Annotated in this window: 10 protein-coding genes; 5 read left to right on the forward strand and 5 right to left on the reverse strand. The window is 72.4% G+C overall.

Annotated features, from left to right (window positions below; translation table 11 throughout):
• Positions 1-40: 40 nt before the first annotated feature.
• The gene (locus ACN28C_RS11575) at positions 41-784 is read right to left on the reverse strand and encodes a (Fe-S)-binding protein (RefSeq protein ID WP_422773491.1); all 744 of its coding nucleotides are present in this window, start codon (positions 782-784) and stop codon (positions 41-43) included.
• A complete protein-coding gene (locus ACN28C_RS11580; protein ID WP_422773492.1) occupies positions 775-1,485 on the reverse strand; it encodes a GntR family transcriptional regulator in 711 nt (236 codons plus the stop codon). The genes ACN28C_RS11575 and ACN28C_RS11580 overlap by 10 nt, the downstream gene beginning before the upstream one ends.
• Before the next feature lie 135 nt (positions 1,486-1,620).
• On the opposite strand from ACN28C_RS11580, the gene ACN28C_RS11585 reads away from it, so the two are divergent.
• From ACN28C_RS11585 to ACN28C_RS11595, 3 genes are all read left to right on the forward strand, one after another.
• Entirely contained in the window at positions 1,621-2,652 is a 1,032-nt protein-coding gene (locus ACN28C_RS11585; RefSeq protein WP_422773493.1) for a lactonase family protein, read from the forward strand.
• Positions 2,653-2,871: 219 nt separating this feature from the next.
• Positions 2,872-4,623, forward strand: a complete 1,752-nt coding sequence (locus ACN28C_RS11590) for a substrate-binding domain-containing protein (RefSeq protein ID WP_422773494.1) — start codon at positions 2,872-2,874, stop codon at positions 4,621-4,623.
• Between the two features lie 354 nt (positions 4,624-4,977).
• Complete coding sequence (locus tag ACN28C_RS11595) at positions 4,978-6,462, forward strand: sugar transferase (RefSeq protein WP_422773495.1); 1,485 nt, start codon at positions 4,978-4,980, stop codon at positions 6,460-6,462.
• On the opposite strand, the gene ACN28C_RS11600 is transcribed toward ACN28C_RS11595, so the two are convergent.
• Entirely contained in the window at positions 6,456-7,757 is a 1,302-nt protein-coding gene (locus ACN28C_RS11600) for a PP2C family protein-serine/threonine phosphatase (protein ID WP_422773496.1), read from the reverse strand. The genes ACN28C_RS11595 and ACN28C_RS11600 overlap by 7 nt on opposite strands.
• A gap of 116 nt (positions 7,758-7,873) precedes the next feature.
• On the opposite strand from ACN28C_RS11600, the gene ACN28C_RS11605 reads away from it, so the two are divergent.
• The gene (locus ACN28C_RS11605; RefSeq protein ID WP_422773497.1) at positions 7,874-8,350 is read left to right on the forward strand and encodes a MarR family winged helix-turn-helix transcriptional regulator; all 477 of its coding nucleotides are present in this window, start codon (positions 7,874-7,876) and stop codon (positions 8,348-8,350) included.
• Positions 8,351-8,805: 455 nt separating this feature from the next.
• On the opposite strand, the gene ACN28C_RS11610 is transcribed toward ACN28C_RS11605, so the two are convergent.
• Both ACN28C_RS11610 and ACN28C_RS11615 read right to left on the reverse strand, forming a co-directional pair.
• Positions 8,806-10,011 carry an IS110 family transposase gene (locus ACN28C_RS11610; RefSeq protein ID WP_422769885.1) on the reverse strand — a complete coding sequence of 402 codons (1,206 nt, stop codon included), beginning with the start codon at positions 10,009-10,011 and terminating at the stop codon, positions 8,806-8,808.
• Between the two features lie 262 nt (positions 10,012-10,273).
• Positions 10,274-11,554, reverse strand: coding sequence for an ROK family protein (locus ACN28C_RS11615; protein WP_422773498.1), 1,281 nt, complete (start codon positions 11,552-11,554; stop codon positions 10,274-10,276).
• A 136-nt stretch (positions 11,555-11,690) separates the two neighbouring features.
• Here ACN28C_RS11615 and xylA point away from each other — a divergent pair, with 136 nt between their 5' ends.
• The gene (xylA, locus tag ACN28C_RS11620) at positions 11,691-12,878 is read left to right on the forward strand and encodes a xylose isomerase (protein ID WP_422773499.1); all 1,188 of its coding nucleotides are present in this window, start codon (positions 11,691-11,693) and stop codon (positions 12,876-12,878) included.
• The last annotated feature ends 47 nt before the right edge of the window (positions 12,879-12,925 follow it).

Consider the following 12,925-nt stretch of genomic DNA (forward strand, 5'->3'; position numbering starts at 1 on the left):
TCTACAACAGAAAACGATAATGGGGGGCCCTTCCTTGCACTCATGGCTGCTCCTCGGTGTGGGCCAGGATTTCGGCGTAGTGGATGGGGCGGGGGCCGCCGGGCGGTGCGTCGGTGCGTCGGGAGAGGCCGCCGCCGATGTGGGCCAGACAGGAGTTGTCCGCCGCCGCCACGTACGCCGCCCCGGTGTCGCGGACGGCGCCGCACTTGTCGGCGAGCATCGCGGCCGAGACGTCGGCGTTCTTCACCGCGAAGGTGCCGCCGAAGCCGCAGCACTCCTCGGCGCCGGGCAGCTCCACCAGCTCCAGCCCGCGCACGGCGCGCAGCAGCCGCAGCGGCCGGTCACGCAGCCGTAGTATCCGCAGGCCGTGGCAGGTGGGGTGGTAGGTCACCCGGTGTGGGAAGGCGGCGCCGACGTCGGTGACCCCCAGCACGTCGACCAGCAGTTCGGAGAGTTCGTGGACCCGGGGTGCGAGGTCGGCGACCACCGCTGCGAGGTGCGGGTCCGGTCCGGCGAGCCGAGGGTACGACTCCCGCACCATCGCCACACACGAGCCGGAGGGCGCCACCACGGCGTCGTAGCCGGCGAAGGTGTCGACGAAGTGTCGGACCAGTGGCAGCGCCTCGGCCCGGTAGCCGCTGTTGGCGTGCATCTGCCCGCAGCAGGACTGCGCGGCAGGGAACTCGACGGTGTGGCCGAGCCGCTCCAGTACGCGTACCACGGCCCGGCCGGTGGCCGGGTAGACCAGGTCGTTGACGCAGGTCACGAAGAGAGCTATGCGCATGGGGTTCCCTCGAAGAACGGCAGGTGCCGGTCGGCGGCGGCGAGCAGGTGGTCCCGCATGGCGGTGCCGGCGGCGTCCGGGTCGCCGGTGCCGACGGCGTCGACGATCCGCAGGTGCTCGCGGGCACTGGTGCCGTGGTGTGCGGTGGGGAAGTGCAGCCGGAACAGGTGCAGGTGGGCCCGGAGCCGTACCACGGCGGCGTGCAGCATCCGGTTGTCGGACCACTCGGCGAGCAGATGGTGGAAGCGTGCGTCCTGGGCGGTGAACGCGGCGATCGCCGCGAAGCCCTCGGTGCCGGGGACCTGGTCGGGCAGCTCTGCCTCGCGGCGGAGCCGGGCGAGTTCGCCGGCCGCTCCGGTGTCGGGCCCGGCGAACCGGTCCGCGAACCGGTCGGCGACCCGGCGCGCGGAGGCGGTCTCCAGGATCAGCCGCATCTCGACCAGCTCGTCGAACTCGGCCCGGGTGAGCAGCGGCGCGGCGGTGTAGCCGGCCAGCGGTCGCTTTCGGACCAGACCGTCGGACTCCAGTCGGGCGAGGGCCTCGCGGACCGGGGTCGGCGACACCTCCAGCCGCCGGGCGAGGGCGTCGATATTGATCCGTTCCCCGGGGGCGACGGCATGGTCCATCAGGAGGGCCCGGACCGATTCGTACACGTCGTCGGCGAGGGTGGTCCGGCGGGCCGGCCGGAGGAGACCGTTCACGATCGAAGATCCTATAGGAAACGCGGTCGTGGCGGGAGGGTGCGGAAGCGATTGCCCTGCCGCCCGGGGCGGGCTCTGGTTTGATCGGGCGGAACGGCGCGACCCGGGGGCGGTCGGCCGGGAACGGAGCGGCGCATGTCGGACAGGGCGGGGATCGTGTACATCGGCTGCTACACCGTCGAGAGCGGTGGGCGGGGTACCGGCATCGTGGCGGCCCGCCGGGATGCCGACACCGGGGGGTTGGAGCTACTCGGCGTGGCGGCGGCCACGCCGTCGCCATCGTTCCTGGCCCGCCATCCCCGGCTCCCCGTGCTCTACGCGGTCAACGAGCTGGCCGAGGGGACCGTCAGCGCATGGACGGTCCAGCCGGACGGCGCGCTCACCGCGCTCCCGGTCCGCTCCACCGGTGGTGCCGATCCGTGCCACCTCGCCGTCGACCCGGAGGGAACGTTCCTGTACGTGGCGAACTACGGCAGCGGCAGTGTCGCCGTACACCCGTTGGACCGGACCGGGGCGCCGGGTGACCGGAGCGATCTGGTTGTGCACGACGGTCGGGGGCCGGTGCCCGACCGCCAGGCAGGGCCGCACGCGCACATGGTCTCGCCGGATCCGGCCGGCACCGGGCTGCTCGCCGTCGACCTCGGCGCCGACACGCTCTACCGGCACCACCGCGACGCCGCCGGACGTCTGCGCACCACCGCCCGGATCCCGACGGCGCCCGGCACCGGCCCCCGGCATCTGGCCCGGCACCCGGACGGGCGGCGCTGCTTCGTCGCTGGTGAGCTGGACGCCTCCGTCACCACGTACGCCTGGGACGGCCCCGACCGGTTGGCCGAGCGCGGTCGGGTCCGGGCCAGCGAACGGCCGGGCCCGGTCCAACCCTCCGAGATCGCGGTGGGGCCGGACGGCCGCTTCCTCTACCTGGCCAACCGGGGCGCCGGCACGGTGACGGTCTTCGCCCTCGACGCGGAGGTGCCCCGCCATCTGGCGGAGGTCCGGGGCATCGGCGACTGGCCCCGGCACCTCGCGCTGCTCGGCGAGCACCTCTATGTCGCGGAGGAGCGGGCCGACGCGGTCGCGGTGTTCGCGGTCGACCGCGAATCCGGGATCCCGGCGGCGCCGCCGACCCGGGTCGCGGTGGCCAGCCCGACGTGTGTCCTCGGATAGCGGTCCTTAATTCCTGCATAAGTCTCCATAAGATCTTTTTGGTGCGCGGTGTGCAGATCGGGCCCCGTTGGGCCCGATCCTCGACGTTCCGAGGCCACCCGACTACCGAAAGTCAACAATTTTCAGAAACTCTTTCCCGGGTCGATAACATTCCGCCGTTCGCCCCTGGCACGACTTCGCAGAAGCCCTCAAGATGGTCAGGTGCCTGGCCGCCATCGCATGCGTAGAAGTATCCGTGGGGCGGGCGCCATCGCCGGTGCGATGGCGTTCGTCCTTGTCGCGGTTGGAGGGTGGTTCGGCTATCAGCAATGGGCGGGGTCGAACTGCTCGGGTGAGCTGACGCTCACCGTCGCCGCGGCGCCGGAGATCGCTCCGGCCGTCAAGGAGACCGCCGCCGACCTGACCGCCGACGGTGCCGAGGTCGACGGCCTCTGCGTCGCCGTCGAGGTCACCGCCAGCGAACCCGTGGAGGTGGCGGCGGCCATCGCCGGTCAGCACGGCGTGTCGCTCTCCGGCGTCGGGCAGGCCAGTGGCAGCGCCGTACTGCCCAACGTCTGGCTGGCGGACTCCTCCACCTGGCTGCTGCGGCTGCGGCAGCAGGCCCCCGCGTTCGCCTCCCGCAACAACGCCTCGGTCGCCCGTAGCCCCATCGTGGTGGCCATGCCGGAGCCGCTCGCCACCACCGTCGGCTGGCCGCAGAAGAAGCTCGGCTGGAAGGACCTGCTGGGCCGGATCACCACCGGTACCCAGCTCAAGACCGGCCTCGTGGAGCCGAGTCGGGACGCCGCCGGGCTGGCCGGCCTGCTCTCGCTGGCCACCGCCGCGCAGTCAGGTGGCGGGGCCCAGGCGCAGCAGGCGACCACCGCAGCCCTGCGGGCCCTGGCCACCGGCGTCTCGGCCGTCCGCGAGGAGCTGATCGCCCGGTTCCCCCGGGCGACCGACCCGACCTCGCTGGCCCGAGGGCTGGGTGCGGCGGCTCTCTCCGAAGAGGAGGTCATCAAGTTCAACGCGGAGAAGCCGCCCGTTCCGCTCGCCGCGCTCTATCTCGAACCGGCGCCGATCTCACTCGACTACCCGTACGCGGTGATGCCCGGCACCGAACCCGCCAAGGCGGAGGCCGCGGGGAAGCTCTTCGCCGCGCTCGGCACCCCGGCCTTCCGGGGCAGGCTGGCCGGGCAGGGGCTCCGGGCGCCGGACGGCACCTGGGCCGACGGCTTCGCGCCGCCCCGGGGCGCGCCGAGCCCGGCCGGCACCGAGCCGGCGCCGACCACCGCGGCGCCCAACCCCGGCGGTACGGCCGGCGGCGGCGACGGGGCGACCATCGAACGGGTGCTCTCCAGTTGGTCGGTCGCCACCCAGTCCGGCCGGATGCTGGCGGTCATCGACGTCTCCGGTTCGATGTTCGAGCGGGTGCCCACCGCCAACAACGCCACCCGGATGCAGGTCACCCTGGAGGCGGCCCGGCGAGGCCTGGCGCTCTTCGACGACAACTGGGCGCTCGGCCTCTGGATCTTCTCCACCGAACTGAACGGTTCCCGCGACTACCGTTCGCTGGTGCCGATCGGACCGATGTCCAGTCAGCGGGAGGAGTTGGAGCGCGCGCTCGGCGGGATCACCCCCAAGCGGGGTGGCGACACCGGCATGTACGACACGATCCTCGCCGCGTACCGGGCGGTCCAGGACGAGTGGGAGCCCGGTCGGGTCAACTCGGTCGTGCTGATGACCGACGGCAAGAACGAGGACGACAACGGCATCAGCCAGGCGACCCTGCTCGCCGAGCTGAAGCGGATCAGTGACCCGGACCGTCCGGTCCAGGTGATCATCGTCGGCATCGGCGCCGAGGTCAGCAAGGCCGAGCTGGATCCGATCCCGAAGGTGACCGGCGGCGCGGCCTTCGTCACCGAGGACCCGGCGAAGATCGGCGACATCTTCCTCCAGGCCATCGCCAGCCGGCCGTCCGCCCCGCGCTGACGCCGCGGCTTCACCCGGTCGGGGCCGGCGGTGCTTACCGCCCACACGACCTGATCGACGACGCCCGCCGTACCGGCCAGCCGTGCCGGTACGGCGGGCAGGTTGTTTGCCCGGGAGACCGAGTCCGCCGCATCGCCCGACGCCGAGCACCGTTGTGGCTTGTTGCCCTGGGGGCTGGCGGCGCGGCCACGGAGGTGAGCAGCCGGATCACCGGCGACGCAAACAAGTGACAGTAATCTGTCGGAAGCTCTACGTGATGGTGCCGCCGGGTGAAGATGTCCAGGTGCCTCCGGGCCGCTCGGTCAGACGGCGGGCGGCCGATCGGGTGGTGCCCCCTGGAGCGAGGGAGGGCCGGTGACGTCGGCGACACTGCTGAGCCCCACCACGATGCCTCCGGAGTCGACTGCGGGGGCATCCGTCACGTCGTCCCGGACGCGCCAGCGCGGCTACATCCGCACGCTGCTGTTACTCGACGCGGTCATCCTGGTGGTGGCGGTGACCGGCGGCTACGTCGCCCGGTTCGGCGGCGACGAGGCGGTCGGCTCCGACATCCCGTACGTGATCGTCGGGCCGGCCCTGGTGCTCGCCTGGCTGGCCTCGCTCAAGGCGCTGCGCTGCTACGACCACCGGGTGCTCGGCTACGGCGCCGACGAGTACCGCCGGGTCGTCTCGGCCGGTCTCCGGCTCGCCGGGGGCGTCGCGATCGCCGGCTACCTCGCCGATGTCGGCGTCTCCCGGGGCTTCCTCGGCATCTCGTTCGCGGTCGGCACCGTCGGGCTGGTACTCGCCCGGTTCGCCGCGCGGAAGCGGCTGCACTGGTCCCGCTCGCGGGGGGCCGGCTGGTCCCGGCGGGTGTTGGCGGTCGGCGACACCGCACACGTACTGGAACTGGTGCACACGCTGCGTCGTGAGCCGTACGCTGGTTACCAGGTCGTCGGTGCCTGCATCCCGGACGCGCTGCTGGCCCCGGTGCCGCAGCGACTCGGTGACGTGCCGGTGCTGGGATCGTTCCGGGCGATCGTCGACGCCGCGGCGGCGATCAACGCCGACACGGTGGCGGTGACCGCCTCCAACGAGCTGACCGCCACCCGGCTGCGTCGGCTCGGCTGGCAGCTTGAGGGCACCGGGATCGACCTGGTGCTCGCCCCGGCGCTGACCGACGTCGCCGGCCCGCGCATCCACACCCAACCGGTCGCCGGGTTGCCGCTGATCCACGTGGAGGCGCCCGAGTTCCGTGGTGCCCGCAAGGTCGTCAAGGCATTTGTGGACCGGACGCTGGCCGCCGCCGCGCTGGCCGTCGCCCTGCCGCTGCTCGCCGTCATCGCGCTCGCCGTCAAGCTGGACAGCCGGGGGCCGGTGATTTTCCGGCAGATCCGCGTGGGCCAGGGTGGCCGGGAGTTCGGGGTCTACAAGTTCCGGACCATGGTGGTGAACGCGGACGCGCTCCTGGCCGACCTGGCCGCCAAGAACGAGACCGACGGCCTGATGTTCAAGATGCGGGTCGATCCCCGGGTCACCCGGGTAGGTCGGATACTGCGCAAGTGGTCCCTTGACGAGTTGCCGCAGCTCGCCAACGTGCTCTTCGGGCACATGAGCCTGGTCGGCCCCCGTCCGCCGCTGCCGTCCGAGGTGGCCCGCTACGACGGCGACGTCGCCCGCCGGCTGCTGGTGAAGCCGGGCATCACCGGCCTCTGGCAGATCAGCGGCCGGTCGGACCTGAGCTGGGAGGACGGCATCCGGCTCGACCTCTACTACGTGGAGAACTGGTCGCTCGCCGCCGATCTGACCATCCTCTGGAAGACGTTCGGCGCGGTGGTCCGGACCAGGGGGGCCTACTGACCCTGGTCGGGTCCCGTCCGCTCCCCGCCGCGCTCTCCGGAGAGGGCGTCCCCGCCGCGTCCTTCGAGGGAGGTGTCCCCGCCGCGTCCTCCGAGGGAGGTGTCCCCGCCGCGTCCTCCGGACAGGGTGTCCCCGGTGTGCCACACGGAAGGGTCGTGGAGGTGCTCGGCGCGGAAGCCCCGCCACTCCAGGCAGACCACCACCGCGTCGTCCACCAGGTCGGTGCCGACGAACGCGCGCAGGTCACCGAGGAGCGAGCGTACCGCCTCGAGCGGCGCCATCGACCTGGTGCGCCGGACGGAGCGGTGCAGCGCGGTGTCGCCGTACCGGGCAATGCGGGAGGTCGCGTCGAAGACGCCGTCGCTGACCACGAAGAGCCGGTCACCGAGGGTGAGCGTGAAGCTCTGCGACTGGTAGATGGTGCCGTCGAACATCCCCAGCGGGAACTGGTCGTCCAGCGACTGTTCGATCACCTCGCCGTCGCGTAGCACGAGCAGCCGTGGCGAGCCGGCGTCCACCGCCGTCACCACCCCGGTACGCAGGTCCAGCTCCAGCAGCAGTGCCGAGAGGTGCTGGATGCCCTGGTGGTAGGCGTAGATCGCCTGGTCGGCCAGGGCCGCCTGGTCGGCGAGTTCGAGGCCGGCCCGGCGCGCGTTGCGCAGGGCGTTGGTGCCGAGGCAGGTGAGCATCGAGGCGGTCACCCCCTCGCCCATGCCGTTGACGGTGGAGAGCCAGAGCCGCTGGTCGTCGTCGGCCCAGTCGAAGCTGTCGCCGCGCACCGCGTACGCCGGCTCGAGTTGGCCGGCGAGGCTGAAGGAGGGACGGATGCGGCTCCGGCCGGGCAGCAGTTCCCACTGCATCTCGGCGGCGAGCGTCAGCCGGCGGGTCCGGGCGCCCACGGCGTACTTGTCGGTGCCGGGTCGCACCACGATCAGCTCGTGCGCCAGTGCGTCGGCCGCCTCCGCCAGTTCGTCGCGCCGCCGCGGATCCTCGGGTGCCGGCGCCAGCCGGAGCACGCCGAGCCGCTCGCCGCGCATCGTGACCGGTAGGTGGAGAATCCCGTCCTGGAACGCGGGTGCCTGGTGGTCGAAGCAGCGCCAGGCCGGGGTGCCAGCCCCGGTCACCGGGTCGCCGCCGTGCAGCGGGACCAGGGCGGCGAGTCGGTAGTCGACCTGGAGCAGTTCGGTCTCCACCGTCCCGTACGCTCTGGCCAGCTCCGTGGCCAGGCACTCCACCACGAGATCGGCCGGAGCCTCGGCCAGGCGGCGGCGGATGTCGGAGAGCCGATCCGTCATTTCCGACCCGTCGCAACAGCGGCGCCGCGCGGGGATCGTCCGCGCCGGTCCGGATGGGCCGTCCGGACCCGCAGCGATGCGGCCGGCCGCGTGACGGCGGTAGTGTCGAGACCACCATGGCTGATTCCGGCGGTCCCGGCGGACCGGACGTGACGCTCGCTACGGCGGTGGACACCGCCGCGGCGGCGCTGCTGTCGATCTGGGACGCGGCCCGGGAGCGGACGAGTGGGCGGCTCTCCAGCTCGCAACTGCGCGCTCTGATGGTGGTCGAGCAGTTCGACGGGATCAATCTGCGGGGACTTGCCGGGATCCTCGGGATGCTGCTCTCGTCGGCGAGCCGGCTCTGTGACCGGCTCGTCGCCGCCGGGCTGCTCGAACGCGAGCCGGGCCGGGCCGACCGCCGGGAGATCTCGCTGCATCTCACCACGGTTGCGCAGAAGCTGCTGTCCGAGATCCGCGCCGACCGTCGGGAGCGGCTCGCCGAGACGCTGGGCGGGATGAGTCCCGCCGGACGGCAGGCGCTGCTGCGTGGTCTCGTCGAGTTCGACCAGGCCTTCCGGGGCAGCGCGGAGCGGACCGAGCGCTCGGCCTGAACGGAGCGTCGGCGGCGCGCCGGCGCGGTCCTGTGGCCGGCGCGGGCAGCGGTGGTCCGCGGGCCCCTCTCCGGCTCGTCGAGCTGTGCGCATCGGCGCTGGCACTCCCGTCGCCATGACAATGATTGCTGATCGGAATAGTTGCTCGGGGGCAACAATAGCGAGCCGGTCTCGGCACCGTCGCCGAGGTCGCCCGGGTTGTCGTGCCGCGTGTCACCTCCGTTCCGCCCCGGGCACGAGCGGCACATCCGGCCGTTCCCGCCCGGGCACGAGCGGCACATCCGGCCGGTCCCGCCCCGCGTGCCGAGCGGCGCGGCGGGCCGGACGTCCGATTGTCTCCCGTTCCGGGCCGTCGGTGCTCCCGCTCACGCCGTGCCGTTGCCGGCGGCTCCTGACACGGCCCGCTTCCGAGGGCCTCGCGGCCCGCTTCCGGGGGGGTGTCCCTATGGGTTGTGTCAAGCAGCGAGGCGGGGTTCGTCCGCCGTTTTGGGCTGGTATGGCCGCTGGGTGCGGAGCATGGCGTGGAGGACGTCGACGCGGCGGCGGGCGAGGCAGATGAGGGCGGCGTTGTGTTTCTTGCCCTCAGCGCGTTTGCGGTCGTAGTAGGCGCGGCTGAGCGGGTCGGCGAGAGCGGCGAACGCGGACAGGAAGAACGCGCGTTTCAGCTGCTTGTTGCCACCCTTGGGTGGGTGTTCACCGCGGATGCTGGTGCCGGAGCGGCGGGTGACCGGGGCCAGGCCGGCGTACGCGGCCAGATGGCCGGGGGTGGGGAACGAGCTGCCGTCGCCGACTTCGAGCAGGATTCGGGCTGCGGTCCTGACGCCGATGCCGGGCATCGACGTCAGGACCGGGGCAAGAGGGTGCGTATCGAGCATCCCTTCGACCTGTTCGGCGACCTGGTCGCGTTGTCGCAGCAGGTCACGCAGGTTGTCGGCGAGTCGGGGAAGGACGGTCTCGGCGGCGGTGGTGCCCGGGACCACGACGGTCTGCGCGTCGAGTGCGGCGAAGATCTGCTCGACCAGGCGGGTGCCCATGCGCGGCGCGCGGGCCTTGACGATCTCGGTGAGTTTCGCCCGGCCGGCCTTGCGCAGACCGGTGGGTCCGCCGCACCGCGAGAGCGCCTCGAGTACTGCGGGGTGCTGCAGCTTCGGTCCCAGGACGCGTTCCAGGGGTGGGTGGATCTGGGTGAGCAGGCCCCGGATGCGGTTGGCCACGCGGGTGACCTCGCTGGCGAGGTCGTCGTCGTAGCCGACCATCACCTCCAGTTCGGCCAGGGTCTCGTCGCCGGTGTCGACCCGACGCAGGGTGTGGGGCAGGGTGCGGGCGGCGTCGGCGATGACGTAGGCGTCGCGGGCGTCGGTCTTCGCGGTGCCGGGGTGCAGGTCGGCCAGCCGGCGCATGACCAGACCGGGCAGGTAGGCCACTTGGTGGCCGCCGGCGCGGGCGACCGCGACAGGCAGCGCACCGATCGAGGCGGGCTGGTCGACCACGGCCAGGATCCGGCCGTGGCGGGCGAGTTTGTCGAACAGTTTCCGCAGCCCGGTCTCGGTGTTGGGCAGGGTCGCGTCGTGCAGCCGCTTGCCCTCACGGTTCAACGCGACCGCGTGGTGTCCTTCCTTGCCCACATCGAGTCCGATGAAGACGCCGAACCCGTCGTGCACAGCCTGCCCTCCTCACCGCGATGTCCTGGCTCGGCCGCTGGTCACAGCGCCGGACTGCCGGCATCCACGTTACGGAGAGACCTACCCCACGGACGGGGTGGCCGGGTCCCTATCAGCGGTCCGCCGACGCCACCCGGCCCGGCGACAACACCCCCCGGATCATGCGTACGACAGGGGCAGAAAGTCATACCGGACCGAGCGACCGAGCAGTCCCCGGATGGGGACGATCAAAAAGGTAACGGGCCTCGTGGCCCGCCTCCGGCTAGCGGCTGGGCCGGCCGAGCCAGCGGGCGGGGTGCTCCAGCACCGTGCGGACGACCGATCCGGCGGCGCCGAGCGCGGCCGCGTCCCCGCCGAGCAGTGCGGGCCGGACGGTCACCGGTGACCAGGCTGCGGTGAGCACCCGGCGGCGGATCTCGGCCTCCACGGTCGGAGCCAGCCAGCGGGCCAGTGGGGCGTAGACGCCGCCGAGCACCACCGTGTCGACGTCCAGCAGGTTGATCACTCCGGCGACCGCGACTCCGAGCGCGGTTGCCGCCTCGACCAGTGCCCGCTCGGCGGCCGGCTCGTCCCGGGTGGCCGCCGCCACCAGCCGGGTGACCGCCGCGCCCGGCACCGGCGCCGTCGGCGGGGAGTCGGCCCGGCCGGCGTCGACGGCGGCCGGGTCGGTCAGCCCCGCCCGGGCCAGGATGGCCTCCTGGCCGGCGTACTGCTCCAGGCAGCCCCGACCGCCGCAGCGGCACGGCCGGCCCTCCGGGTGCACCGGCACGTGGCCGATCTCCCCGCTCCAGCCCCGCGCGCCCCGGAACAGCGTGCCGTGCAGCACGATTCCGGCGCCGATGCCGACCTCGCCGGAGATGTAGATGAAGTTGGCCGAGCCGGGCGGTGCGGCGTGCAGCTCGCCGAGTGCGGCAAGGTTTGCCTCGTTGTCCACGCCGAGCCCACGCCCGCCCAGCCCTGGATGTGTCCCGAGCAGGGCCGGTACGTCCACATCCCGCCAGCCGAGGTTCGGTGCGAGCCGGACCAGCCCGGTGGCGGTGACCAGGCCGGGCACCGCGAGCGCCGTGCCGGCCAGGGTCAGGTCCTGCCGGTCCGCCTCGGCACCCGCCTCCGTGATCAGGTCGCCGACCAGCGCCAGGGCCTCGACCGGGGGGACCGGGCGCAGGTCGACCCGGCGTACCGCCCGGTGCCGTACCGTCCCGGCGAGGTCGACCAGGACGGCGGCGAGATAGTCGACGTTGATCTCCAGGCCGAGGCCGGCCGGGCCGTGACCGGCGAGCGTGAGGCCGACCGCCGGGCGGCCGGCGCCGGAACGGGGCGTCGGGGCGACCTCGGTGAGCAACCGCCCGGCGATCAGGTCGTCGACGAGTGCGGAGACGGTGGCCCGGGTCAGCCCGGTGGCGGCGGCCAGGCCGGCCCGGGACGGCGGGCGGTCGGCGGCGGCGATCTGCCGTAGCACCAGGGCCAGGTTGTGTTCGCGCAGGCTCGCCTGCCGGACGGCGCTCACCGCCGCGCCAACCGGCACCGCCGCGGGTTGCGTCACGCTATTGACAATGCCATACCGCAGTCAAATAATTCAACCGATAAACAAATCGGCCGGGTAGCCGGCGCATCAACCCGGGATTTCACCACCCGCGCCCCTCACCTCGACGTCGAGTCGGTTCCTCTGGAGGTCCGCCATGGCAGCCCAACCAACCCCTGCCGACAAGTTCTCCTTCGGTCTCTGGACGGTGGGCTGGACCGCCCGGGATCCGTTCGGTGAGGCGACCCGGGAGGCGCTCGACCCGGTCGAGGCGGTCAACCGGCTCGCCGAGCTGGGTGCGTACGGGATCACCTTCCACGACGACGACCTGGTCCCGTTCGGCTCCGACGACTCTGCCCGGGAGCAGCACGTCGCCCGGTTCCGCAAGGCGCTGGAGGCGACCGGTCTCGTGGTGCCGATGGTCACCACCAACCTCTTCGCCCATCCGGTCTTCAAGGACGGCGGCTTCACCAGCAACGACCGGGACGTCCGCCGCTACGCCCTGCGCAAGGTGCTGCGCAACCTGGACCTCGCCGCCGAGCTGGGCGCGCAGACCTTCGTGATGTGGGGCGGCCGGGAGGGCTCGGAATACGATCACGCCAAGGACGTCCGGGCCGCGCTGGACCGTTACCGCGAGGCGGTGAACCTGCTGGCCCAGTACGTCATCGACCGGGGCTACGGGCTGAGGTTCGCGATCGAGCCGAAGCCGAACGAGCCGCGCGGTGACATCCTGCTGCCGACGGTCGGGCACGCGCTCGCCTTCATCAACGAGCTGGACCACCCGGAGCTGGTCGGGCTGAACCCCGAGGTCGGGCACGAGCAGATGGCCGGGCTCAACTTCATGCACGGGATCGCCCAGGCGCTCTGGGCCGGCAAGCTCTTCCACATCGACCTCAACGGGCAGCGCGGGGTCAAGTACGACCAGGACCTGGTCTTCGGGCACGGTGACCTGATGAACGCCTTCGCGCTGGTGGACCTGCTGGAGTTCGGCGGGTCGCAGGGCGGGCCGGCCTACACCGGGCCCCGGCACTTCGACTACAAGCCGTCCCGCACCGAGGACTACGCCGGGGTGTGGGCCTCGGCGGCGGCGAACATGCGAACCTACCTCCTGCTCAAGGAGCGGGCGGCGGCGTTCCGGGCCGACCCGGAGGTGCGTGAGGCGCTGGCGGCCAGCAAGGTGGCGGAACTCTCGACACCGACGCTGAACCCGGGTGAGACCTACGCGGACCTGCTGGCCGATCGGAGCGCGTTCGAGGATGTGGACGTCGACGCGGTGGCGGCGCGCGGGTTCGGGTTCGTCCGGTTGAACCAGTTGGCCGTGGAGCATCTGCTCGGGGCCCGCTGAGGTCCCTGCCGCTTTCGTGCGGTCGGGGACCGTAACCGTCCGTTGAG

The organism is Plantactinospora sp. WMMC1484 (assembly GCF_049315195.1).
In the GTDB taxonomy this organism is placed as follows: Bacteria; Actinomycetota; Actinomycetes; order Mycobacteriales; family Micromonosporaceae; genus Plantactinospora.

Coding starts and splice junctions, on each gene's coding strand:
- ACN28C_RS11575 (WP_422773491.1), bottom strand. CDS start 784: ATGCGCATAGCTCTCTTCGTGACCTGCGTCAACGACCTGGTCTACCCG.
- ACN28C_RS11585 (WP_422773493.1), top strand. CDS start 1,621: ATGTCGGACAGGGCGGGGATCGTGTACATCGGCTGCTACACCGTCGAG.
- ACN28C_RS11590 (WP_422773494.1), top strand. CDS start 2,872: ATGCGTAGAAGTATCCGTGGGGCGGGCGCCATCGCCGGTGCGATGGCG.
- ACN28C_RS11600 (WP_422773496.1), bottom strand. CDS start 7,757: ATGACGGATCGGCTCTCCGACATCCGCCGCCGCCTGGCCGAGGCTCCG.
- ACN28C_RS11605 (WP_422773497.1), top strand. CDS start 7,874: ATGGCTGATTCCGGCGGTCCCGGCGGACCGGACGTGACGCTCGCTACG.
- xylA (WP_422773499.1), top strand. CDS start 11,691: ATGGCAGCCCAACCAACCCCTGCCGACAAGTTCTCCTTCGGTCTCTGG.